The 22116-nt window shown below is 45.3% G+C and carries 20 protein-coding genes; 13 read left to right on the top strand and 7 right to left on the bottom strand.

Annotated features, from left to right (window positions below):
* Window positions 1-299: 299 nt before the first annotated feature.
* The 3 genes from kdsB to trpS all read right to left on the bottom strand — a co-directional run bounded on the left by kdsB (window position 300) and on the right by trpS (window position 2956).
* Window positions 300-1085 (bottom strand): 3-deoxy-manno-octulosonate cytidylyltransferase, encoded by a 786-nt coding sequence (kdsB, locus tag AC3WJC_RS11445; RefSeq protein WP_492399242.1) that lies wholly within the window; start codon window positions 1083-1085, stop codon window positions 300-302.
* 52 nt (window positions 1086-1137) lie between these two features.
* Complete coding sequence (locus AC3WJC_RS11440; protein ID WP_492399241.1) at window positions 1138-1752, bottom strand: deoxynucleoside kinase; 615 nt, start codon at window positions 1750-1752, stop codon at window positions 1138-1140.
* Between the two features lie 208 nt (window positions 1753-1960).
* Window positions 1961-2956, bottom strand: coding sequence for a tryptophan--tRNA ligase (gene trpS / locus AC3WJC_RS11435; RefSeq protein WP_492399240.1), 996 nt, complete (start codon window positions 2954-2956; stop codon window positions 1961-1963).
* Between the two features lie 37 nt (window positions 2957-2993).
* On the opposite strand from trpS, the gene AC3WJC_RS11430 reads away from it, so the two are divergent.
* The 6 genes from AC3WJC_RS11430 to AC3WJC_RS11405 all read left to right on the top strand — a co-directional run bounded on the left by AC3WJC_RS11430 (window position 2994) and on the right by AC3WJC_RS11405 (window position 8417).
* Window positions 2994-3728 carry a lysophospholipid acyltransferase family protein gene (locus tag AC3WJC_RS11430; RefSeq protein WP_492399239.1) on the top strand — a complete coding sequence of 245 codons (735 nt, stop codon included), beginning with the start codon at window positions 2994-2996 and terminating at the stop codon, window positions 3726-3728.
* Window positions 3725-4015 (top strand): Asp-tRNA(Asn)/Glu-tRNA(Gln) amidotransferase subunit GatC, encoded by a 291-nt coding sequence (gatC, locus tag AC3WJC_RS11425; RefSeq protein ID WP_492399238.1) that lies wholly within the window; start codon window positions 3725-3727, stop codon window positions 4013-4015. Before AC3WJC_RS11430 ends, gatC begins: the two co-directional genes overlap by 4 nt.
* Window positions 4016-4260: 245 nt before the next feature.
* Window positions 4261-4983 (top strand): ABC transporter ATP-binding protein, encoded by a 723-nt coding sequence (locus AC3WJC_RS11420; RefSeq protein ID WP_492399237.1) that lies wholly within the window; start codon window positions 4261-4263, stop codon window positions 4981-4983.
* Between the two features lie 624 nt (window positions 4984-5607).
* The gene (locus AC3WJC_RS11415) at window positions 5608-6918 is read left to right on the top strand and encodes an aspartate kinase (RefSeq protein ID WP_492399236.1); all 1311 of its coding nucleotides are present in this window, start codon (window positions 5608-5610) and stop codon (window positions 6916-6918) included.
* A 47-nt stretch (window positions 6919-6965) separates the two neighbouring features.
* Window positions 6966-8129 carry a diaminopimelate decarboxylase gene (gene lysA, locus AC3WJC_RS11410; protein ID WP_492399235.1) on the top strand — a complete coding sequence of 388 codons (1164 nt, stop codon included), beginning with the start codon at window positions 6966-6968 and terminating at the stop codon, window positions 8127-8129.
* A 93-nt stretch (window positions 8130-8222) separates the two neighbouring features.
* A complete protein-coding gene (locus AC3WJC_RS11405; RefSeq protein ID WP_492399234.1) occupies window positions 8223-8417 on the top strand; it encodes a cold-shock protein in 195 nt (64 codons plus the stop codon).
* Window positions 8418-8472: 55 nt separating this feature from the next.
* On the opposite strand, the gene AC3WJC_RS11400 is transcribed toward AC3WJC_RS11405, so the two are convergent.
* Window positions 8473-9183 carry a DUF92 domain-containing protein gene (locus tag AC3WJC_RS11400; RefSeq protein WP_492399233.1) on the bottom strand — a complete coding sequence of 237 codons (711 nt, stop codon included), beginning with the start codon at window positions 9181-9183 and terminating at the stop codon, window positions 8473-8475.
* 38 nt (window positions 9184-9221) lie between these two features.
* Between AC3WJC_RS11400 and AC3WJC_RS11395 the strand changes: the two genes are divergently transcribed.
* Both AC3WJC_RS11395 and AC3WJC_RS11390 read left to right on the top strand, forming a co-directional pair.
* A complete protein-coding gene (locus tag AC3WJC_RS11395) occupies window positions 9222-9902 on the top strand; it encodes a class I SAM-dependent methyltransferase (protein WP_492399232.1) in 681 nt (226 codons plus the stop codon).
* Between the two features lie 150 nt (window positions 9903-10052).
* Window positions 10053-11387 (top strand): sensor histidine kinase, encoded by a 1335-nt coding sequence (locus tag AC3WJC_RS11390; protein WP_492399231.1) that lies wholly within the window; start codon window positions 10053-10055, stop codon window positions 11385-11387.
* Between the two features lie 3 nt (window positions 11388-11390).
* Here the strand turns inward: AC3WJC_RS11390 and AC3WJC_RS11385 are convergent, their stop codons facing one another.
* Window positions 11391-12341, bottom strand: a complete 951-nt coding sequence (locus tag AC3WJC_RS11385; protein ID WP_492399230.1) for a Smr/MutS family protein — start codon at window positions 12339-12341, stop codon at window positions 11391-11393.
* Between the two features lie 176 nt (window positions 12342-12517).
* On the opposite strand from AC3WJC_RS11385, the gene AC3WJC_RS11380 reads away from it, so the two are divergent.
* On the top strand, window positions 12518-14389 hold the full coding sequence (locus tag AC3WJC_RS11380; protein ID WP_492399229.1) for a M1 family metallopeptidase: 1872 nt from the start codon (window positions 12518-12520) through the stop codon (window positions 14387-14389).
* Window positions 14390-14464: 75 nt separating this feature from the next.
* Here the strand turns inward: AC3WJC_RS11380 and AC3WJC_RS11375 are convergent, their stop codons facing one another.
* On the bottom strand, window positions 14465-14830 hold the full coding sequence (locus tag AC3WJC_RS11375; RefSeq protein WP_492399228.1) for a YtxH domain-containing protein: 366 nt from the start codon (window positions 14828-14830) through the stop codon (window positions 14465-14467).
* Between the two features lie 200 nt (window positions 14831-15030).
* On the opposite strand from AC3WJC_RS11375, the gene trxB reads away from it, so the two are divergent.
* From trxB to AC3WJC_RS11360, 3 genes are all read left to right on the top strand, one after another.
* Complete coding sequence (trxB, locus tag AC3WJC_RS11370) at window positions 15031-15987, top strand: thioredoxin-disulfide reductase (RefSeq protein ID WP_492399227.1); 957 nt, start codon at window positions 15031-15033, stop codon at window positions 15985-15987.
* A gap of 196 nt (window positions 15988-16183) precedes the next feature.
* Entirely contained in the window at window positions 16184-18490 is a 2307-nt protein-coding gene (locus tag AC3WJC_RS11365) for a family 20 glycosylhydrolase (RefSeq protein WP_492399226.1), read from the top strand.
* A gap of 21 nt (window positions 18491-18511) precedes the next feature.
* The gene (locus AC3WJC_RS11360; RefSeq protein ID WP_492399225.1) at window positions 18512-19261 is read left to right on the top strand and encodes a hypothetical protein; all 750 of its coding nucleotides are present in this window, start codon (window positions 18512-18514) and stop codon (window positions 19259-19261) included.
* Here the strand turns inward: AC3WJC_RS11360 and AC3WJC_RS11355 are convergent.
* Window positions 19258-19980, bottom strand: a complete 723-nt coding sequence (locus AC3WJC_RS11355; RefSeq protein ID WP_492399224.1) for a DUF72 domain-containing protein — start codon at window positions 19978-19980, stop codon at window positions 19258-19260. The two genes, AC3WJC_RS11360 and AC3WJC_RS11355, sit on opposite strands and share 4 nt — an antisense overlap.
* Before the next feature lie 83 nt (window positions 19981-20063).
* On the opposite strand from AC3WJC_RS11355, the gene AC3WJC_RS11350 reads away from it, so the two are divergent.
* Window positions 20064-22112, top strand: a complete 2049-nt coding sequence (locus AC3WJC_RS11350) for a vWA domain-containing protein (protein ID WP_492399223.1) — start codon at window positions 20064-20066, stop codon at window positions 22110-22112.
* The last annotated feature ends 4 nt before the right edge of the window (window positions 22113-22116 follow it).

Here is a 22116-nt window from a genome sequence, read left to right as displayed (position 1 = left end):
TTTATGAAATTGCTTTGGGTGACGATTTATTACTTAACTTCTTTTGTCAGACAAAAGAAGCAAAAACTGCCGGCTGTTTAATTTTCTATTAAAGCCAGTGCTTATTTAGTGCTACCCGAAAATTAAAAGGCCGGATTGATAGGTTATGATTGGTTGTTGCTTTTTACTCAACAACGTCATTCTCAACAACGTCATTGCGAGGTACGAAGCAATCTCCGGGTGGCAGGCCTTATGGTATATCCTAAAGAGATTGCTTCGTACCTCGCAATGACGAGTTTTTTAAAGAGCATCGAATGAGGCTACAACTTCAACAACTTCAAATCTTCCGGCGTATCAATAGCATGCGTTTCCAACTCGGTTTCGGCGACCTGGATGCGATAGCCGTTCTCTATCCAGCGGAGTTGCTCGAGTTTTTCGGCGGTTTCCAGCGATGATACAGGGAGTTTGGTTATTTGCTGCAATACATCGGCACGGTAACCGTAGATGCCAATATGCTTAAAGTAGGTATGAAATTCCAGCCAGTTTTCGGGCTGCTCGCCGCGCAGGTGTGGCAGGGGCGAACGCGAAAAATAAATAGCTTCTGATAGTTTGTTGATCACCACTTTGGGCGAGTTAGTGTTCAATAACTCCTGTTCGGTTTTTATTTGTTTAACTAATGTGGCTATCTGCGTTTGTAGGTTAATAAAACAGTGTGTCAGTTTGGTGATCTGCTCCGGGTCAATATAAGGTTCATCGCCTTGAATGTTAATAATTACCTTGTATTCTGGGTGCTGTAATGCTACCTCGGCACAACGGTCGGTGCCGCTTTGATGGTCGGTGCCGGTCATTATCGCGCTGCCACCAAACGCAGTTACATGCTCAAATATGCGTTCATCATCCGTAGCTACCACAACCGCCGCCAGATCGGGGCATTTTGAAGCCTGCTCATATACACGCTGTATCATGCTCTTGCCTGCGATATCAACCAGCGGCTTACCCGGAAATCGGCTCGATGCATAGCGGGCAGGTATGATGCCAAGGATATTGCCCCTCCCGGCCTCCCCTGAAGAGGAGGTGATGTTTTGCCTATTTGATATATCGGACATATTCAATCTGTAATTTCTCAAGTCCCCCTTCAGGGGATTTAGGGGGCTGTCGCTAAAACAAGCCGTGTATTTCCCTTTCAATTTTTTGCACAATTGAAGCCATGTCTTCGGTGTTATTGGCAAAGTCGAGGTTATCCTTGTCCAGTATCAGCAGTTTGCCCTGTTCATAACCGTTGATCCATTTCTGGTATTTATCATTCAGTTTTGAAAGGTAATCCAGCCTGATGCCGCTTTCATATTCGCGGCCGCGGCGCTGTATGTTGTTCACCAGCGTAGGTACCGATGCTTTAAGGTAAACCAAAAGATCAGGAGGTTTAATATAAGAGGTAATGTTGTCAAATATGGAGCGGTAGTTTTCGTAATCGCGCGTGGTCATCAGGCCCATATCGTGCAGGTTCTCCGCAAAAATAAAGGCATCCTCGTAAATAGTACGGTCCTGTATTACGTTACGGCCGCTTTTTTGAATTTCCAGTATCTGGCGATAGCGGCTGTTTAAAAAGTATATCTGCAGGTTAAAGCTCCAGCGTTTCATGTCGCTGTAAAAGTCCTCAAGGTAAGGGTTATTATCAACAGCCTCAAAAACCGGCTCCCAGCCATAATTTTTGGCCAGCATCTCGGTGAGGGTAGTTTTGCCGGCACCTATGTTTCCTACAATAGCAATGTGCATGTTCGTTTGGTATTAGGTCGGTTAGTCAGTAAGTCAATAGACCATAGACGATAGACCGTAGTAATTTAATAAAGTGTGTTTTTCACCATGGACTATTGACCATCGTCCACAGACTGCCTAATATACACCAACAACCCCTAACTGTCAAAAAAGTTGTAAGGTATTATGTGTGTTGACTTTTCTGTTTACGCAGATGCCCGCGCTGATGTTAGAACTTTCTGAAACCGATGATCTCGCGAACCTCGCGGATGGTTTTACCGGCGCTTTCACGTGCTTTTTCGGCACCGAGGCTGGCCACGCGGCTAAGGTAAACGGTATCGTTAGCAATATCTGTAATGCGGTCGCGAATAGGGGCGGTGGCCATAATCATGTCCTCGGCCAACTGCTTTTTAAGATCACCGTAAAGCACCTGCATGGTATTATACAGGTTGTCAAAATGCTTATAAGTGTCTTCGGTTGATACTACTTTCATCAAATCGAACAGGTTTTGTATCTCCTGCGGTTTTTCCTGGTTCTCGGTAGTTGGGCCGCTATCGGTAACAGCACGCATAACCTTTTTGCGGATCACCTCGGGCGCGTCAGACAAATAAACGGCATTGCCCTCACCCTCTGATTTACCCATTTTACCCTTGCCATCCAGTCCCGGAATTTTTACCAGGTTGCTGCCATACGTAAAAGCATAAGGCTCGGGGAAGTAGTCATTATTATAAAGCCGGTTAAAGCGGTTACCGAAGGTGCGCGCCATTTCCAGGTGCTGCTCCTGGTCTTTACCCACAGGTACTTTGGTAGCTTTATGAATGATGATATCCGCCGCCATCAGCACCGGGTAGGTAAGCAAACCGGCGTTCACGTTATCGGGCTGCGCACGTACCTTGTCTTTAAAGGATGTGCTTCGCTCCAGTTCGCCCAGGTAGGCGTTCATGTTCATGTACAGGTATAGCTCGGCAATTTCGGGCAGGTCAGATTGTATGTAGATCGTAGCCTTTTCCGGGTCAATACCCGCGGCAAGGTATTCAACCAGTACCTGCTTTACATTATTATGCAGGTTAGCCGGGGTAGGGTGTGTGGTTAGCGAGTGCAGGTCGGCAATAAAAAAATAGCAGTTATATTCGTGCTGCATCTTAATAAAATTCTGTATTGCGCCGTAATAATTGCCTAAATGCAAATTTCCGGTAGACCGTATACCACTAACAACTGTTTCCATAGGGGCGAAAGTAAGAATTTTTATATTTTTGACACCGATGAAAATGTTTTTGAGAAAGGCCCATGCCAGATATTACCGGTACAGTGTAGGCTTTTTCTACTTCGTTTTCTGGCCGTTGCTCTATTATTTTTCGCGCAAACCCGAGCGTTATTTAAGCATGAACAAGGTGCGCCGGGCTTGGGGTTTCATCAGTTCGCTTGTTGCGGGTATTACTTATAATATTGATCTTGAAGAAAAGATAGATTGGAGCCGCACGTATATTGTTTGCCCTAACCACACCTCAAACCTGGATATTACAGCCATCAGCATCGCCATAAAAAATAATATTTGTTTTATGGGTAAGGATGAATTGCTGGATGGGCTGGTTACCGGGCTGTTTTTTCGCACCATTGATATCCCGGTAAACCGGGAGAGCAAAATGTCGTCATTCCGTGCCTTTAAAGCCACTGCCGAGCGGTTGCAAAAGGGCGTTACCATGATTATTTTTCCTGAAGGTACCATACCCGATATTTATCCGCCTGAGTTGATCTCTTTTAAAAATGGCCCGTTCCGGCTGGCTATTGAGCATAAAATACCCATCATCCCGGTAACATCACTCAACACCTGGCAAATTTTATGGGACGATGGCCTTAAATATGGCAGTAAACCCGGCGTTTGTAATATATTTGTACATAAGCCTATTGAAACGGCCCATTTAACCGTTGATGATACCGATGCCCTGCGCGACCAGGTGCACGGCATTATTCAACAAAAATTGCATACCCCATCATGACCATTGATAAAGAAACCGTTGATAAAATAGCCCACCTTGCCCGCCTTGAACTGGCCGACACGGAGAAAGAGGAACTGATGAAGGACATGAGCCAGATACTCGATTTTATGGCCAAGCTAAACGAGGTTGACACCACCGGCGTTGAGTCCCTGGTATACATGACCACCGAAGACAACGTATTGCGCGAAGACGTGGTAAAGCAGGAAATAACCACCGAACAAGCCCTGCTCAACGCGCCCAAGCATGATGGCAGCCACATATTGGTGGCCAAGGTGATTGACCGTTGATTCGATTCTGATTTCGTAGATTTCGCTGATTCCTCTTTCTTAACCATGATTTTTAGGATTTGAGGATTGCCTTGATTCCATGATACTGATTATCAAAATCAACGTCATCAGTGCAATCAAAATTAATCAACGGTCACAGACAAAAAAATCAAGACAATCCTCAAATCCTGAAAATCATGGTCAAGAATATAATATTAACCCTGTAACAATTCACCCCAAACCACAGTCAAACCAAATAAAAACGCATGCAGCCACTTATTACTCTTAAAGATATAGGCCGTAAATATGTTATTGGTACCGAGGTTATCCACGCGCTAAAATCGGTATCGTTGAGCATTAACAAAGGCGAGTTTGTGGCTTTGATGGGTCCTTCGGGTTCGGGTAAATCAACCTTGATGAATATTTTGGGTTGTTTAGATACGCCAACCAAAGGCGAATACATTCTTAATGGTATCAATGTAAGCCACATGACGGATGATGACTTGGCCGAAGTGCGTAATACTGAGATCGGCTTTGTATTTCAAACATTCAACTTATTACCACGTAATACATCGTTAGAGAATGTGGCCCTGCCGCTGGTTTACGCCGGCATCAGCAAAACCGACAGGCTGGCACGCGCGCACAAAGCGCTGGACAATGTTGGCCTTGGCCACCGGGTTGACCATAAGCCTAATGAGCTATCGGGCGGGCAGCGCCAGCGTGTGGCTGTGGCCCGTGCGCTGATCAATAACCCATCAATTATATTGGCCGATGAGCCAACCGGTAACCTGGATACCAAAACATCTATCGAGATAATGGGATTGATTGAGGATATACATGCCAAAGGCAACACCATTATACTGGTAACGCACGAGGAAGATATAGCCCAGCATGCGCACCGTATTGTACGTATGCGCGATGGGCTGATTGAAAAAGATTATCAAAACCCGGATATACATACCGTTTTAAAGGAACGGGAAGCATTATAAACAAAACGAGCCGCTGTTAACAGCGGCTCGTTTTGTTTAGTAGTTTTTTTCCATACACACTTATACCTGGTGATACCGTCGTGCCATCTTTTTTGGAAGCCACACATAAGAATTTTTTAAACAATGCGCGCAAAAAAAGCGGCGGATAGGTAAGAAAAACAACAGTGATCCGAGAGGGTTAGTTTCGCTCTCGAAGTGATAAGGCGCGCCACAGCTACACCTTAACGTCGATTTTTGCATTTTCATAAAAACGTTAATAAAATAAAGTACTGCTTTTTTAACATGGCTGTTATCAAGCATAGCATCACAAACTCCTCAGTTTATAATTTGGTTACGTAAAATGTTGTTACATCATTACAATGTAGTAGACCAACCTGTGTATTAAAAGTTTGATGTTAGTGTTAAAATGGTTTTAAGTAATTGATATACAGGTGATAAATGTTACCCGAAGATAAAAATGCTACTTAGAGGTAATGACAACATGTAGCCGTAGCGTTCAACAAACAGGTGCTAAGCTCAATTTATTGACTTTATGATGCCGATAAGCGCTTAAAAATCCTATTTTTAGCGCCGCTTGAAATTGATGCAGCAAGATCAATTGTTCAGTTAATAATTATCGTAAAAATGAAAGTTTTAAAATTCGGAGGAACATCAGTAGGCAGCCCTGAAAGGATGAAAAAGCTGCTTGATATTGTTGATGTTACTCAACGGCAAATTGTAGTGCTTTCCGCAGTGTCGGGCACAACAAACAGCCTGGTTGAAATTGGAAAGGCATACCTTGCGGGCGACAAACCCAAGGCCGCTACATTAATTGCTGCATTAAAAAGTAAGTACGAGGTATTTATAGAGGAGCTTTTTGCCGAAGAAGAATACCTGGCACAAGGTAAGGAAGTGATAGATTATCACTTTAGCCTGCTCAATACCCTGGCTAACGACTTGTTTACCAATATTGAAGAAAAGGTAATACTGGCACAGGGCGAGCTGCTGTCAACCACCTTATACCATGTTTATTTAAAAGAGATCGGCGTACCATCGGTATTATTACCCGCGCTTGATTTTATGAAGATTGATGAGGATAACGAGCCGGTGGTTGATTACATTACCTCACACCTTACGCCGTTGCTTGAAAAGCATGCAGATAATAACCTGTTCATCACCCAGGGATATATTTGCCGTAACAGCTTTGGCGAGATAGATAACCTGCGCCGTGGCGGCAGCGATTATACCGCGTCACTAATAGGAGCGGGCATCCACAGTGAGGAAGTACAGATTTGGACGGATATTGACGGTATGCACAATAACGATCCGCGTATTGTTAAGGGTACACAACCTATTGCCCAATTATCATTTGATGAGGCTGCCGAGCTGGCCTACTTTGGTGCTAAAATATTGCATCCGCAAAGCGTGTTCCCGGCGCAGCGCTACAAAATACCGGTACGCTTGCTGAATACCATGGATCCGCAGGCGCAAGGTACGCTGATAACCAACGAGAGCGAAAAGAACAAGATAAAATCCATAGCCGCTAAGGATGATATTACGGCCATCCGCATACAATCAAGCCGTATGTTACTGGCTTATGGTTTTTTGAGGCGTGTTTTCGAGGTGTTTGAGCGTTATAAAACTGCTATCGATATGATCACAACCTCAGAGGTTGCCGTATCTTTAACCATTGATGATACCACTTATCTAAAAGATATAGAGGCAGAACTCAATACTTTTGGTTCCGTTGAGATAGAGGAGCACCTAACCATCATCTGCGTGGTAGGTGATTTCGGTACCGAAAAGCATGGTTATGCCGCGCGTGTACTTGAGGCGGTTAAGCATATCCCGTTAAGGATGATCTCGTACGGAGGGAGCGAGCACAACCTCTCCTTACTGGTAAAAACGGATGAAAAAACAGAAGTGCTGCGCAGCCTGCACAGTCGCTTATTTTAAGGCTATTAGCATACTACCCGCGTAGCGGGTAATAAATTGAAATATAGATGTTTAACGATAGTGTTATAAATCGTTTCCAAACCCTGGAAACACCATTTTATTATTACGACCTTGATGTGCTACGCCGTACATTGGCCGCATGCAGGGAGGCATCGGCTAAATATGGCTTTCATGTACATTACGCCATGAAGGCTAATTTTGATGAGCAGTTTTTAAAAAATATCCGATCATACGGCTTTGGTGCCGATTGTGTGAGTGGTAACGAGGTGCTTGCCGCTATTAAAACCGGCTTTGATAAGCAAAAAGTGGTTTTTGCGGGCGTAGGTAAATCAGACAAAGAGATAAACGCCGCGCTTGATGCGGATATTTTTTGCTTCAATGTAGAATCGGTGCAGGAGATGGAGGTAATTAACGGGCTGGCAGCCGCACGCGGCAAAAAAGCACGCATAGCCATCCGCATTAACCCCAATGTTGATGCGCATACCCACCACTACATTACTACCGGGTTGGATGAAAATAAATTCGGTATTAATACCTGGCAGCTAAATGATGTTGCCGAGCAATTGCGCGGAAGCACTAACCTGGAATTTATTGGCATTCACTTTCACGTAGGGTCGCAAATAACCGACATGGAGGTTTTCAAGAGCTTGTGTGTGCGTATTAACGAAATGCAGGAGTGGTTTGAAGATCGTGGCTTTACCATCAAAGTACTTAATGCCGGCGGTGGCCTGGGTGTTGATTACCACAGTCCGGATAATAATAACGTGGCCGATTTTGAAAGCTATTTTAAGGTGTTTCATGATTTTTTGAACATAAAACCCGGCCAGGAAGTACATTTTGAATTAGGCAGGGTATTGGTGGCGCAATCATCGGCACTCATATCGCGCGTGCTTTATGTTAAGAACGGGCAGCGTAAAAACTTTTTGGTGCTGGATGCCGGCATGACCGAACTGATACGCCCTATGCTTTACCAGGCTTACCACCAGATAGATAATTTAAGCCGCACAGCAGCGAATGTTATCGATGCGGTGAAATATGATGTAGTGGGCCCTATTTGCGAAAGCACCGACTGTTTCCGTAAGGACGTGGAACTGCCGCAATCATACCGTGGCGATATAATTGCTGTGCGTACCGCCGGTGCCTACGGGCAGGTAATGGCTTCGGGTTATAACCTGCGGGATACCGTTCAAAGCGTATATTCTGAAGAATAAAAAGGACGGTAACAGCGATCAAAAGGAGTTAATATGCTTAATTAGGCACATTGCCAATTAAAATACATACCTTTGAACTTTAATAATAATACAATGCAAAAACAAGGAACAGTTAAATTTTTCAACGTAACAAAAGGTTTTGGTTTTATAGTGCCTGACAATGGCGAACCAGAAGTTTTTGTACACTCAACCGGCCTTATCGATGAGATACAGGAGAACGACAAAGTAGAGTTCGAGGTTGAAAACGGCCGTAAAGGTCTGAATGCGGTAAAAGTAAAAGTTATATAATAGTATATATATTTTATTGATCGTTTACAAAGCACCGGTTTTACCGGTGCTTTTTTTATGCCATTAACCAGGCTGCAACCGCGCCCGCTAATGTTGCTAAAAAGTTAACCATGTTATTGCCCAGGCGGTGTTTGCGCTCTAGCAAAGCACCCAAAAGCGAGTCGGCAAGGTTGCCGGCTAATCCTCCCAGGCTTATTACTACAACCGGCCATCCCCAGCCAGAAAATATGGCGTAGATACCGGCTATTACAAAGCTGGCAGCCAGTCCGCATACAGTACCTTCCAGGCTGATCACGCCATCAAGCCCGCGGGTATCCCTCTTAAAAGTGATGATATTATAAAAACTTTTACCATACACTGTACCCAACTCGCTTGATGCCGTATCGCCGGAGGCCGCGGCAAATGCAGCCGCTATCATCAGCGTAAATTCATGTTTGTATTGGGGCAGCAGTATAACGGCCAATGCTAACAAGGCCGCTACACCGCTATTGGCCAACACTTGCCGGGCATCGCGCGGGCCGCTGTCCGCCTCGCTTTCAACAGAACGCTTTAACGCCTTTTTGTGTGATGTTGCCGCTGTGCCAGTAATAAAAAAAGCGGTCATCAGCATTACACCTGTAAAACCGGTGGCGGCAAACAGCAGCAGGGCAGTAACCACGCCGGTAACGGCAGCTAAAGGTGTGAGCTTACGCTTTAACGTAGCAAAGGCAACACCTGCCATAAGCAATGCTGCCAGTAAAATGTACGAAGTGGTATTGCTCATCATCCTGCATCAAATATAAATTATTTACTTTGTGGCTACATATGAGCGACATTTTAGGGCAGGCAATTCATGATTATCATAACGGTAATAAAACCGATAAACTTTGGATCTATAACCGCTACGGCCCGAGGGAAGAAATGCCGGTGCGGACCTACTTTAGGGGAGAGGATGATATGCCCGACCTGGAATGGTGCGCATTGAACCACTGCGAAGGCACGGTGCTTGACGTGGGTGCCGGTGCCGGTAGCCATGCCCTGGTTTTGCAGCAATGGGGTAAAGAGGTAACCGCGCTGGATATATCGCCGTTAGCGGTTGAAGTAATGGCCGCACGTGGTGTAAAGAATGCGGTACAGGCCGATATATTTAGTTATGCTGAGAAAAAATTTGATACGCTTTTATTATTAATGAATGGTATTGGCCTTGCCGGTAACCTGGATGGCCTGCGCCGGTTCTTACGCCATGCCCGTACCTTGCTGCATGAAGGCGGGCAGTTGCTGTTCGACTCGTCCGACGTGAGCTATTTATATAGTAATGGCTTGCCGGCCGAAGGTTATTATGGCGAGATAGGGTACCAATATGCTTACGGCGGGCAGCGTACAGACTGGTTTAGCTGGCTTTATGTAGATGAAAAAACCATGCTTAAAATTGCCGCCGAAGAAGGCTGGCAGGCTGAGGTGATCTTTGAGGATGAGTACGGCCAATACCTGGCTAAGCTTACTTAAAATGTCGATTGTAAGTAAATAGTAATTATATTAATTGAGTATAAAAAATCATGCACAATAATTAAAAAGTGATATTTTTATATATGATTATCCCAAAGGCGATTATCTTCACAAATTAATCCCTGATAAAAATTTACTATTTACTGTATAATGCCAGATAAATTGTCGGCCTTAATTGAGCGATTGATAGGTGAGCGTACGGCTTTTATATTGGAGCAGCGTATTTTTCATACCATTTGTACGGTTACGGTATTCGCGCTTTTTGTTAACGTATTTGTTAACTATATATTAGATATGCCCGGCCTTGCCCTCCTGATGGTTGGGGGTATCTTATTAATATCAGTAGCTTATTATTTATCAAGATTTAGCAACCGTTTCGGTTTAAGTATTATCATATATAATATTTTAAGCAATGTTCTGCTCATATTAAACTTTGTTAATAACTCCGGCACGCAGGGGCCTACCATGCTCATATTTTTGCTGGCCTGCTTCTTCAACATTTCGGTAGTACCCAAAAAGCAATACCGGTTTTGGATAGTGGTCAACATCATCATTGTACTTAGTTTAGCGGCGATAGAATATTTTGACAGCAGTATAGCGCCGCTTAACTATCCCGATAGGGAAACCCGGTTTATTGACCTGATGTATTCGTACCTGGTAATAGCGGTAATAATTTCAATAGTTACTACCTATATCAGGCGCGGTTATAATTTTGAACGCTTGCAGGTTGAGCAAAAAGCGGCTGAACTGGAACAATCGAACACGACTAAAAACAAGCTTTTCTCTATCCTGGCGCATGACCTTCGCGCGCCTTTAAGCTCCATCCAGAATTACCTCGAAATATTATCCGAGTTAAACCTGGATGAAAGTGAGCGCATGTCCATCAAAAAGGAACTGCTTAATACCACCGGTAACACGCAAAAAATGCTGTCGAACTTGTTGATGTGGACCAAATCGCAAATGGAGGGTGTGAATGTTAACCTGGCTACTGTTAAACTTGCCGATCTGCTGCAAACCACGTTGCAGATACAGCAAAAGGAAGCGCAGCATAAAGGCATAACCCTGCTCAATAACCTGGATGATAACGCGGCCGTAATTGCCGACCCTGATATGTTGCAGCTCATTGTTCGTAACCTCATCAATAACGCCATTAAATTCAGTAATAGGGGCGGTGTTGTGGAAATTCGGTCAGATTATAACGGGCAGGAATGCTGCATCAGTATTATTGATAACGGCATCGGTATATCAACCGAGCAGCAAGGCGAAGTATTTTCTATACGTGGGCGATCAACCTATGGCACGGGTAACGAAAAAGGCGTGGGCCTCGGCCTGCTGCTTTGTAAGGAATTTACCGAGTTGCAAGGCGGTAAAATATGGTTTAGCAGTGAGCCGGGCAAAGGCACTACCTTTTGCCTCGGCCTTAAAGTATACACCGGCGATAACGTTTTAAATAACGATTTTAAAGAGGCGGCCCGCCTGGGTTAACCTTTATTTTAAGATGGCCTTGGTAGCGCCGTAGCCAAATTTTTCTTTACGGGCATCCATAAAAGTTTGTACCTTGTTGTTTCGGCCGAGCGCTTTATGCAGTTCATGCCTTAATATGCCGTTGCCTGCACCATGTATAAACACTATTTCGGGCAGTTGGTGCACAATGGCGGCATCCAGCTTTTTGTTAAAGTGGTCGAGTTGTATTTTAAGGATCTCGGCACTGCCTAAAAACTGGTAATCGTCTCGCAGTTTTTCAATATGCAGGTCAACCTCATGGTCGGGTTTGCCTACAACGTCGGTCTTTTCTTCGGCGGTTTTAAAAAAGCTTTCCTTTAGCTTACCGGCATCAATTACCAGTTCATCCTCATCCAGCCTGAACAGCCAGCCTTGCGCGCCTGTTAGCGGCAGCTTTTGTTTAGCGCCGGCAAAATCCTTCGCCTTAAATTTTTCAGAATATACCAATGGGGCAGGGGGCTGCATGTTTTGGGCGGTATGGTAAATAATACTAAAACTTAGTTTAGGCCATACCTGCAAATCGGCAAGTTGTGCCGAGTAAACCTGCACACTTGACCTGGGCTGCAAAATAGCCGCGTACTCACCCTTGAATTTTTTATCACGTTCGGTATAAAGCGATGCCAGCAACTGAAATGAAGTAGTATTGATCAAATGGAAATGTACAACTGAACCGGCGCGCGCGTCGGGCACGGCAGCCAGGTATAGGCCACGCGCGGTAAATTCACCGGCGGGTACGGCAGTGTCGGCAGCTTTTGAGTAGTCAGTATTGCCGGCAGTATTGTGCCCGTGTACTGATGTAACTTTGCTGGCCATAACCGGTATCTCAAAACCGTCATCACCGGTAACACCTATCATCTGCTCATCAATAATGCGGGTAATATAACCTTCCAGCTTTTCATCAATAAACCGTACAAAATCGCCTAACTTATGCTTCATGCCTCAAAGTTACGTCATCAGGGGCAATAAGCAACATCCTGCCGTCATTTACTGGTGTGCAGATAATTTCGTGATAAATAACGTGCTGAGTTAATTCAGGTTGAAATAATGAGCTTAATTACTACAGCTTTAAAGCAAATAGCTACCTTGCATTAAATTTTGCTGACCTCATAATTATGCTTAAAAAATTACTTATTACTACGCTTTTGGGCGCTGCGGTTTATCAAACCCAGGCGCAAAGTCTTTACATGCCGCGCGATATTAAGGCGGCCTTTGCCAAACAAACCCGCTCGCCGGATGGGAAACCCGGAAAAAATTACTGGCAAAACCGTGGCCGTTACAACATTACCGTAACGGTTGACCCTGCAACACGCAATGTTAACGGTACCGAGCAGATCACCTACATCAACAACAGCCCGGATACGCTGCGTTTGCTGAATTTTAAATTCATACTCAACACACACCGCCCGGGTGCCGCACGTTTTTCGGCTACGGAAAAAGATTACCTGACCGAAGGCATCCAGATAGATAAGATGCAGATAAACGGTAATACCCAAAAATGGAACAACGAACCATCGGGTGCTAACCGTGGCGTAAGGCTGGCCAAACCGCTTAACCCCGGCGACTCCTTAAAGCTCGATATCGACTGGCATTTCCAGGCATCGGTACAAAGCGGCAGGGAGGGGATGCTGAACCCGTCGACCATGTTTTTGGCGTATTTTTACCCGCGCGTAGCTGTATACGATGATTACAATGGCTGGGATACCCTGGAGTTTTTAGACGCGCAGGAGTTTTATAACGATTTTAACGACTATACCCTCAATATAAAGGCACCTAAAAATTTTATAGTTTGGGCTACCGGTACCCTGCAAAATGCCAAACAGGTATTGCAGCCGGAGTATTACAAGCGCCTGCAAAAATCATTCACCAGCGACTCAACCATCCATGTCGCTACCGCTGATGATATCGCCAAAAAGAAAGTTACCGCGCAAAACGACCTGAATACCTGGACCTGGACCTGCACCAACATCAGCGATGTGGCCCTGGCTGTCAGCGATAATTATGTGTGGGATGCCGCCAGCGTGATCGTTGACCCGAAAACCAAGCGCCGTGCCAGTATGCAGGCCGCCTTTGCCGATTCGGCTGCTGATTTTCATAAGGTGGTACAGTTTGGCCGTCATACTTTGAGCTGGTTATCACAAAACTGGCCGGGCGTACCTTACCCGTTCCCTAAAATGACATCGGTAATGGGTTTTGCTGATATGGAATACCCGATGATGTGTAACGACAGCCATACTGATAGCTTTGATTTTACCCAGTTTGTGCAGGATCATGAGGTTGCCCATACCTATATGCCTTTTTACATGGGGATCAATGAAAGCCGCTATGCTTTTATGGATGAAGGTTGGGCAACCACCTTTGAATTGCTGATAGGCACCGCCGAGTTCGGTAAGCAAAAGGCTGAAAGCCTGTTTAAGCAATTCCGTGTGGCAGGCTGGATCAACAATAAATCAACCTTTCAGGATCTGCCGATCATCACCCCGTCGAGCGAGTTGCGCCTGGGTTACGGTAACAATGCCTACGGCAAACCGGCACTAAGTCATTTAGCGTTGAAGGATATGCTGGGCGATGAGCTGTTTAAAAAAGCGTTGCATGGCTACATGGATCGCTGGAATGGCAAACACCCTATTCCGTGGGATTATTTTAATTCCATGAGCAACGTGTCGGGCCAGGATCTGAACTGGTTTTTTAACAACTGGTATTTTACCAATTATTATATCGATTTGGCGGTACAAGGCGTAAATAAAACTACGGGCGGCTACAACGTGGCTGTGCAAAATGTAGGTGGTTTCGCGGTGCCGTTTGATGTAAAGGTAACTTATGCCGATGGCAGTACCGAAAGCCTGCATCAAACACCTGTTGTTTGGAAAGCCGACCAAAAACAAACCTCGATAGCTTTAAAAACCACCAAAGCTGTACAAAGCGTAACGCTTGATGGCGGTATATTTATGGATGCTACCGTAAAAGATAACACCTTTAAGCTGTAATCAAATCATATAGGCTTAAAACAGAAAAACCCCGGCCGTTATGGTCAGGGTTTTTCTGTTTATATATAATTAACGTTATGAGTTTTGTACAGCGTTGTTCCAGTTGTTGGCGGTATCTTTTACGGCACCTTTAGCTTCGCCGGCATACTCGCTGCCTTTAGCTTTAGCGGTGTCAGCAAGGGTATCAGTATAGTCAGATACAGTTTCGCTTACATTCTGGAATTTTGATTTAGCACGGTCAACAATATCACTGCTGTAATCTTTTACAGTTGATGCTGCTTTGCTTGCTTTCTCTTTTGTTGATTCAAGTAAATCGCCAAAGTAGTCAGCAATTTCATCACGTGTTGCTTTACCACTATCCGGGGCCAGCAATAAGGCTGCTGCCGCACCTGCTGCTGCGCCTATTAATAAAGCAGCAACTAATTTTGATTGATCTTTCATGTCTTTCCTTGTTTTAATTATAGATGATTCTAAGGTCTAACAAAATACAATAGCGCTGGTTTAGATTATTTTATAAAAAATTACGTGCTATTTATCATTGAGTAAATAATTGACTCCAGCTAATTGCACTCTGTTGACCATACCATATTGACCCGGTCAGCCTTTAATTGTACATTTGTATATAAATTCAATTTTAATTGATGTCTGAACAACTTGAACACGTAAAGTGCCTTATTATAGGGTCTGGTCCGGCGGGGTATACTGCCGCTATATATGCAGCCCGTGCTGATCTGAAACCGGTGCTCTATACAGGTATGCTTGCCGGTGGCCAGCTTACCCAAACTACTGAGGTGGAGAACTATCCCGGCTACCCCGAGGGTATTTTAGGCCCTGAGATGATGCAGAACTTTGAGAAGCAGGCATCACGTTTGGGTACTGATATCCGCTTTGGCTATGTAAGCTCGGTTGATTTTTCGAGCCTGCCGCATAAGGTGGTGGTTGACGAAAGCAAGACCATTCTGGCCGACACGGTGATCATTTCAACCGGCGCTTCGGCTAAATGGCTGGGTTTGGAGTCGGAGCAAAAATATAACGGCTTTGGCGTATCGGCTTGTGCTGTTTGCGATGGTTTCTTTTTCCGCGGACAGGATGTGGCTATAGTTGGCGCCGGTGATACCGCTGCCGAAGAAGCAACTTACCTGGCCAAGCTTTGCCGCAAGGTATACATGATCGTTCGCCGTGATGAGTTCCGTGCTTCAAAGGCCATGGTTCATCGTGTGCTGAACACGCCGAATATCGAAATATTATATAATTCTGAAACCAAAGAGATATTGGGCGACGGGCAAGTAGTGAACGCAGTTAGGGTGATCAATAACCAAACCAATGAAGAAAGGGATCTGGATGTTACCGGTTTCTTTGTAGCCATCGGCCACCACCCGAATACGGAGATCTTCCGTGGTTGGATCAATATGGATGAAACGGGTTACATCATCACCAAACCCGATTCATCTGAAACCAATATCGAGGGTGTATTTGCCTGTGGCGATGCGCAGGATCATATTTACCGCCAGGCTATCACTGCCGCAGGTTCAGGCTGTATGGCAGCTATCGATGCCGAGCGTTACCTGGCTGCTAAAGAGCACGTGGTTACCGCTTAAAATCACATAAGTAAAAATATTTAAAGGCCATGTTCATTAATTTGAATGTGGCCTTTTGCTTATATGGTAATATTTTAACCCGAATTTCCTTTTAGCTATACCGCTTTTGTAATAATTGAGTAACAGGATTATAAAATTGGCAAAATCTGCTATATTCACCACATCATAATTGTATAAACTATTCGTTTTTAAATTGATGTATAAAAAAATTGGTTTACTGCTACCCCTGGTTTTTTGCGTTTTTACAAACCCGCTATCCGCTCAAAACACTAATATCGAACTGAATATTATACCTGCCCCGGTATCAGTACGTAAAACTGCCGGAGAGTTTGTGTTGAGTAAACAAACTACGCTGTTGGCAGATACCGTGAATAACAAAGCCGTTCAGTTTTTAGCTGATTTTTTAAAAACGCAGGCTAACCTGGCTATACCTGTGCACCACAACTTGGGCAAAAATGTAAGTAATAGCATTGTGCTTACCACTGTGGGTACCGAAAATATGCCCGCCGATGGCTACCGTTTAACCATCACACCCGAAAAGGTGACTATTGCAGGTAAAGGCGCCGGGTTGTTTTATGGCATTCAATCATTCATCCAGTTATTCCCTGATGACAGGGCGGGGGCGATTAAGCTGCCATCGGTAGTGGTTGATGATTATCCGCGCTTTGGTTACCGGGGCTTTATGCTGGATGTATGCCGCCACTTTTTTACGGTGGAAGCGGTTAAAAAGTACATCGACCTGATGGCTTATTACAAACTCAATAATTTTCACTGGCATTTAACGGATGATCAGGGCTGGCGCATCGAGATCAAAAAATATCCTAAGCTAACCCAGGTGGGCAGCCGCAGGGCGCAAACGGTTATTGGCAATTACCACGACCGTACGCCGCAACAGTTTGATAATACCCCACATGGCGGCTTTTACACGCAGGAACAGATCCGCGAGGTAGTTAAATACGCCGCCGATCGTTACATTAACGTAGTGCCCGAAATTGAAATGCCCGGCCATGCCATGGCTGCGCTTGCCGCTTATCCCGAATTAAGCTGCGATCCAAGCCAGGTTTACAAAGTTGCCGAAACATGGGGTGTATTTGAGAATGTTTTTTGCCCGAGCGAGAAGACGTTTTCCTTTTTGCAGGATGTGCTGACGGAGGTGATCGAACTTTTCCCGAGCAAGTATATTCATGTTGGGGGAGACGAAGTGCCCAAGGAGGCATGGAAGAAATCAGCCTTTTGCCAAAAACTGATTCGCGACCTTAAACTGAAGGACGAGCATGGCCTGCAAAGCTACTTTATACAGCGCATGGAAAAATTTGTGAACGCCAAAGGCCGCAGCATTATCGGTTGGGATGAGATATTAGAAGGCGGCCTTGCGCCAAACGCTACGGTTATGAGTTGGAGGGGCGAGTCGGGCGGTATTGAGGCGGCACAGCAAAAGCATAACGTGATCATGACACCGGGCACCAATGGTCTCTACCTCGATCATGCGCAGGATAAGCTTTACCGTGAACCATTCGGCATTGGCGGTTACGCGCCGCTTGCCAAAACATACAGCTATAACCCAACGCCCGGCGCGCTTACGCCCGAGCAGCAAAAATACATCATCGGCGTACAGGCCAACTTATGGACGGAGTACATTGGGACTGAAAACAAGCTGGAATACATGATGCTGCCCAGGCTGATCGCCCTGTCAGAAGTAGCTTGGTCGCAATTGGCAAATAAAAACTTTACCAATTTTTCGCAGCAGCGCCTGCCACATCATTTAGCCCGGTTAGATGAACTGAAATACAATTACCGCGTTCCACCGGCTATTGGCGCTGTTGATACCATCATGTTTGCGCCGCAGCTTACGGTAAGCCTTAAATCTCCGGTAGAGGGTGCCAAAGTGTATTACAATATTGATGGTTACGAGGTATCAGATAAAGATATTTTGTATACCACTCCCATCACATATAACATACCCACAGGCCAATACCGCGAATTGCAAACCATGGTGATTTCGCCATCAGGCAAGCGCAGCCGTGTTACCAAAACTACGGTGTATAATGTAGGGCCGTTGCCAGCAGTGCAATTTAGTGGTAATGCAAAAGGCGTAAAATACCAGTTGTATACAGGCGCGTTCGGCAACACCGGCCGTATTGAAAGCGGCGGTTTGGCTGATACGGGCAGCACCAAAACATTTAGTCCGCTGCCGTTTAAAAGGGAGAATACCAACTTTGGCGTGATCTATAGCGGCTATATCAATATTGATACCGATGGTGTATATGGTTTCGCTACCGTGTCTGACGATGGCTCGGTACTGCTTATAGACGATCAGCCGGTGGTTGATAACGATGGCCGCCATAACCTGTATGAGCAGGGCGGATCAGTGGCTTTGCAAAAGGGGTTTCATAAGTTAACCGTTAAGTATTTTAATATTAATCCATCGGCTATACTCAGGGTGTACCTAACCATTCCGAGTAAGCCAAAAGGCGAGCTTTCGCCCGAATCATTGTTTAACTGATTTTAAAACTATTGATAAGCCATGGGCATAAAAACTTATGTGGCCATGCTGCCCTGCCTCGCATTGCTTTGGGGCTGTGGCGGCAACGATAAAAAGGCGGCAACAACGGCCAAAAAGCAGCAAAAACCTGCATTGACGGCACCTTTCAGGTATTATAAACATATAGAGGTAGCGCCGGGTAATGATTTTGATGTGTACAGTTGGGGCAGAGGGTCAAAGGATGTAGGGTCATTACTTATCCTGCATTCTGATTCATCGGGCATGAAGTATACTACCACAACCGGCGACCTGGAAGGAGCTATAGTGGATGTTTATAATGCCGATATGGATTCGGATGGCAACCCCGAATTACTGGTGCAAGCCAACGCTAAGGATACCACCAATTATGTAAGCATTTACCCGTATGAATTTAACGGCAACGATGCCCGCAAGCTCGACTTCCCGAAGCTGACCAAAAAGCAGCGAAGAGGTTATCAGGGTAAGGATAATTTTTATATTAAAGAGGGTAAGTTCATCCGCGAGTTCCCTATTTACGAGAGTGACAGCACAGGCGCGAAGCCAACAGGAGCTAAGCGGGTATTTGAGTACGGTTTGCGCGGCAATAGCTTTACCGTTGAACAGCTAAGCAAGGATTCGACCGATAAAACACAACCGGTAGCGGCGGTAAGCCAGCCCGTGCAGCAAGAAAAAAGGTCATCATCAGTGAGCAGGTCCTCTAAAAAGAAACGTTCCTCATCACATCGGAGAAAACGCCGCCGGCACCGTGGTTAATCGCCGGTAAGCCTGATCATTTCTTTGGCATTGTAAACGGCTTCAACATCGATATCATTATTAAAGTAGAACCAGCCTTGGCTGGTTTTTTTATTTTCGTTGATTGCGGTTACTACCCTTTGCAAATCAGCGGTTGAGTAAGGTGATTTGTAGAGCAGCGGCACACCATGAAACCGGTAGTAAACCAGCGGGGTATTTTGTACAACAGTGTCAGGCAGATCGGGGTGGCTCATACCACAAAAACTAATGTTATGTTTACCTAATGCACTGATAATATCGTCCCGCCACCAGCTTTGGTGCCGGGGTTCAAATACGTTGTTAAAGGCAGGGTTAAGGTTGTTAATGATGCGTTCCAGCTTGTCATCATTATAGGTAAATCGCGGCGGCATCTGGAAAAGCACAGGGCCGAGCTTGTCCTGCAAGCCATCATTAATGGTATCGTAAAAACTGCTCAGCATATCAGCCGAATTATGGAACTGCTTAAAATGAGTAATGGCTCGCGGCGCCTTTACAGAAAAACGAAACTCCGGCGGACTATCATCATACCATTTCTTTAACGTTTTTAACTCCGGGAAACGGTAAAAAGTAACATTAAGCTCAAGGGTAGAGAAATGCTGACAATAAAACTCAAACCATTTGCGCATGGCCAGCTTTTCGGGATAGAATTTGCCGCGCCAGCCTTTGTAATGAAAACCCGAACAGCCTATATGCCAATCCATACAAAATACGTTTATTAATAATAAATAAGGCTGGCTGAACAATTGTTTTGCTTGGTCGCATTTTGCACATTTGTAAATAACGTATGCACTTTTTATATCCCGCGTTTTTGTTTGCCTTAGCCTCGCTTGCCATACCGGTAACTGTGCACCTGTACAATTTTAGGCGCTACCAAAAGGTGCAGTTTAGCAATGTGCAGTTTTTAAAGCAATTGCAGGAGCAGCAGGCATCACGCCGTAACCTTAAAGAGCGGTTGATATTAGCCGCCAGGCTGTTGGCCTTGTCATTCTTGGTGCTGGCATTCGCGAAACCTTACATCAGCAAGCAGGATGAGACGGTTGCCGGGCAGCAGCGTAATGTGAGCATCTTCATCGATAATTCATACTCCATGCAAACCCTTAACAGCGAGGGGAACCTGCTCGATCAGGCAAAGCAAAAGGCGAAGGAAATAGCTGCTCAATATGGCATAAACGACCGTTTCCAGCTACTTACCCAAGATTTTGAAGGCAATCACCAGCGCCTGCTTAGTCGCGATGAGTTTATGGATGCGGTTGATGAGGTAAAAACCACCGGGCAAAACCGCAGTATCAACCAGGTGCTATCGCGCCAGCAGCAATTGTTAAAAAGCAATGCGCCCGGTACCGGCGATGTTTATATCGTGTCTGATTTTCAGCGTAATTCAACAGATAATAAAAAGATAGCGGCTGATAAAAACATCAGCATAAACCTGGTACCGTTAAAAGCCAATAAGCTGCCCAACGTAGCGGTTGATTCGGTGTGGTTGCTGAGTGCCGTACACAAACCGGGCGACGAAGAAAAGCTGGTGGTGAAACTCCATAATTATGCCGATCAGGAAGCCGCTGGCATCCCTTTAAAGTTATTCATCAACAAACAGCAAAAAGCGCTGGCCAGTTTTACCATTGCCCCACGCGCTACGCTTACCGATACGCTTACCTTTTCGGGCCTTAAAGCAGGCTGGCAGCATGGCGAACTGCAATTGCAGGATAACCCCATAACTTTTGATAACAGTTTTTACCTGGCCTTTAATGTAAGCCCGCGGATGCCGGTGCTGGTTATTGATAACGGTACCGAAAATCCATTTATTAAAGCCGTATTCGGGGCCGATAAATTTTTTAAGGCTGACCGTGTGCCCGAGGGTAATGTTGATTATGCCGGGCTTAATAAATATGGGCTGGTAATACTTACCGATGTAAAAATCATCTCGGCAGGCCTGGCAAGGGAACTGGGCGAATATGTGAAAAAAGGCAATACGCTGGCTGTTTTCCCGCCGGGTGATGCTGATGTGGAGAGTTATAAGGCGTTATTGCAACCATTAGCTGCCGCCTGGCCGCAACGATTAATAACGGCTGACACCAAAATATCCCGGCTAAACCTGCAAAACCCCTTGTTTAAAGAGGTATTTGATGCCATGCCGCAAAACCCTGATCTACCATCTGTAAAAAAACGGTTTGAGTTAACAGCGGCGGGGCAGGGCGAGAGTATTATGACATTACCCGGCGGGGATGCCTTTTGGGCGGGTTACCGCAATGGTGGCGGTATGGTATATGTAGCCGCCGTGCCATTAAATGATGACTTTAGCAACCTGCAGCGCCACGGCTTGTTTGTGCCGGTGCTATACCGTATAGCGTTGCTGAGCGGGCATAATTTGCCTTTGTTCAACATACTGGGTAGCGGCGAATCAGTTGAAACGGTACCGCTTCGTCCGTCAGAAAAAGAGGTGCTCAAATTAAGTCGGGATGGTTATGATATAATTCCCGACATCAGGCAGCAGGATGGCGTTACCCGTCTTTACGTGGCCGACCAGTTGCAGCAGCCCGGATTATACAATCTAAAAAAGGGCGATAGCACTGCCGCTGTGCTGGCGTTTAATGATAACAGGCGCGAGTCGGACCTTAGTTATTTTACATCTGCCGAACTGCAAAAAATGCTGCCAGTTGGTGATGGTAAGGTAATCGGCATAAATAAGCCATTAGCCACGGCAATTAATGAGGTAAATTATGGTACGCAATTATGGAAACTTTGTATAATTTTGGCGTTGATATTTCTGGCGGCCGAAATTGTGCTTATCAGGTTTTATAAAACCGGTAGCAAAGTTGCCGCGAGCCAGGTGTAATCAA

This window comes from Mucilaginibacter sp. FW306-07-L, assembly GCF_058782065.1.
This window is presented reverse-complemented; position numbering and strand designations above follow the sequence as displayed.

What these genes read in the sequence shown, in the direction of transcription:
- kdsB (WP_492399242.1), bottom strand. Translation starts at nt 1,085, where the DNA reads ATGTCCGATATATCAAATAGGCAAAACATCACCTCCTCTTCAGGGGAG.
- AC3WJC_RS11440 (WP_492399241.1), bottom strand. Translation starts at nt 1,752, where the DNA reads ATGCACATTGCTATTGTAGGAAACATAGGTGCCGGCAAAACTACCCTC.
- trpS (WP_492399240.1), bottom strand. Translation starts at nt 2,956, where the DNA reads ATGGAAACAGTTGTTAGTGGTATACGGTCTACCGGAAATTTGCATTTA.
- AC3WJC_RS11430 (WP_492399239.1), top strand. Translation starts at nt 2,994, where the DNA reads ATGAAAATGTTTTTGAGAAAGGCCCATGCCAGATATTACCGGTACAGT.
- gatC (WP_492399238.1), top strand. Translation starts at nt 3,725, where the DNA reads ATGACCATTGATAAAGAAACCGTTGATAAAATAGCCCACCTTGCCCGC.
- AC3WJC_RS11420 (WP_492399237.1), top strand. Translation starts at nt 4,261, where the DNA reads ATGCAGCCACTTATTACTCTTAAAGATATAGGCCGTAAATATGTTATT.
- AC3WJC_RS11415 (WP_492399236.1), top strand. Translation starts at nt 5,608, where the DNA reads ATGAAAGTTTTAAAATTCGGAGGAACATCAGTAGGCAGCCCTGAAAGG.
- lysA (WP_492399235.1), top strand. Translation starts at nt 6,966, where the DNA reads ATGTTTAACGATAGTGTTATAAATCGTTTCCAAACCCTGGAAACACCA.
- AC3WJC_RS11405 (WP_492399234.1), top strand. Translation starts at nt 8,223, where the DNA reads ATGCAAAAACAAGGAACAGTTAAATTTTTCAACGTAACAAAAGGTTTT.
- AC3WJC_RS11400 (WP_492399233.1), bottom strand. Translation starts at nt 9,183, where the DNA reads ATGATGAGCAATACCACTTCGTACATTTTACTGGCAGCATTGCTTATG.
- AC3WJC_RS11395 (WP_492399232.1), top strand. Translation starts at nt 9,222, where the DNA reads ATGAGCGACATTTTAGGGCAGGCAATTCATGATTATCATAACGGTAAT.
- AC3WJC_RS11390 (WP_492399231.1), top strand. Translation starts at nt 10,053, where the DNA reads ATGCCAGATAAATTGTCGGCCTTAATTGAGCGATTGATAGGTGAGCGT.
- AC3WJC_RS11385 (WP_492399230.1), bottom strand. Translation starts at nt 12,341, where the DNA reads ATGAAGCATAAGTTAGGCGATTTTGTACGGTTTATTGATGAAAAGCTG.
- AC3WJC_RS11380 (WP_492399229.1), top strand. Translation starts at nt 12,518, where the DNA reads ATGCTTAAAAAATTACTTATTACTACGCTTTTGGGCGCTGCGGTTTAT.
- AC3WJC_RS11375 (WP_492399228.1), bottom strand. Translation starts at nt 14,830, where the DNA reads ATGAAAGATCAATCAAAATTAGTTGCTGCTTTATTAATAGGCGCAGCA.
- trxB (WP_492399227.1), top strand. Translation starts at nt 15,031, where the DNA reads ATGTCTGAACAACTTGAACACGTAAAGTGCCTTATTATAGGGTCTGGT.
- AC3WJC_RS11365 (WP_492399226.1), top strand. Translation starts at nt 16,184, where the DNA reads ATGTATAAAAAAATTGGTTTACTGCTACCCCTGGTTTTTTGCGTTTTT.
- AC3WJC_RS11360 (WP_492399225.1), top strand. Translation starts at nt 18,512, where the DNA reads ATGGGCATAAAAACTTATGTGGCCATGCTGCCCTGCCTCGCATTGCTT.
- AC3WJC_RS11355 (WP_492399224.1), bottom strand. Translation starts at nt 19,980, where the DNA reads ATGGATTGGCATATAGGCTGTTCGGGTTTTCATTACAAAGGCTGGCGC.
- AC3WJC_RS11350 (WP_492399223.1), top strand. Translation starts at nt 20,064, where the DNA reads ATGCACTTTTTATATCCCGCGTTTTTGTTTGCCTTAGCCTCGCTTGCC.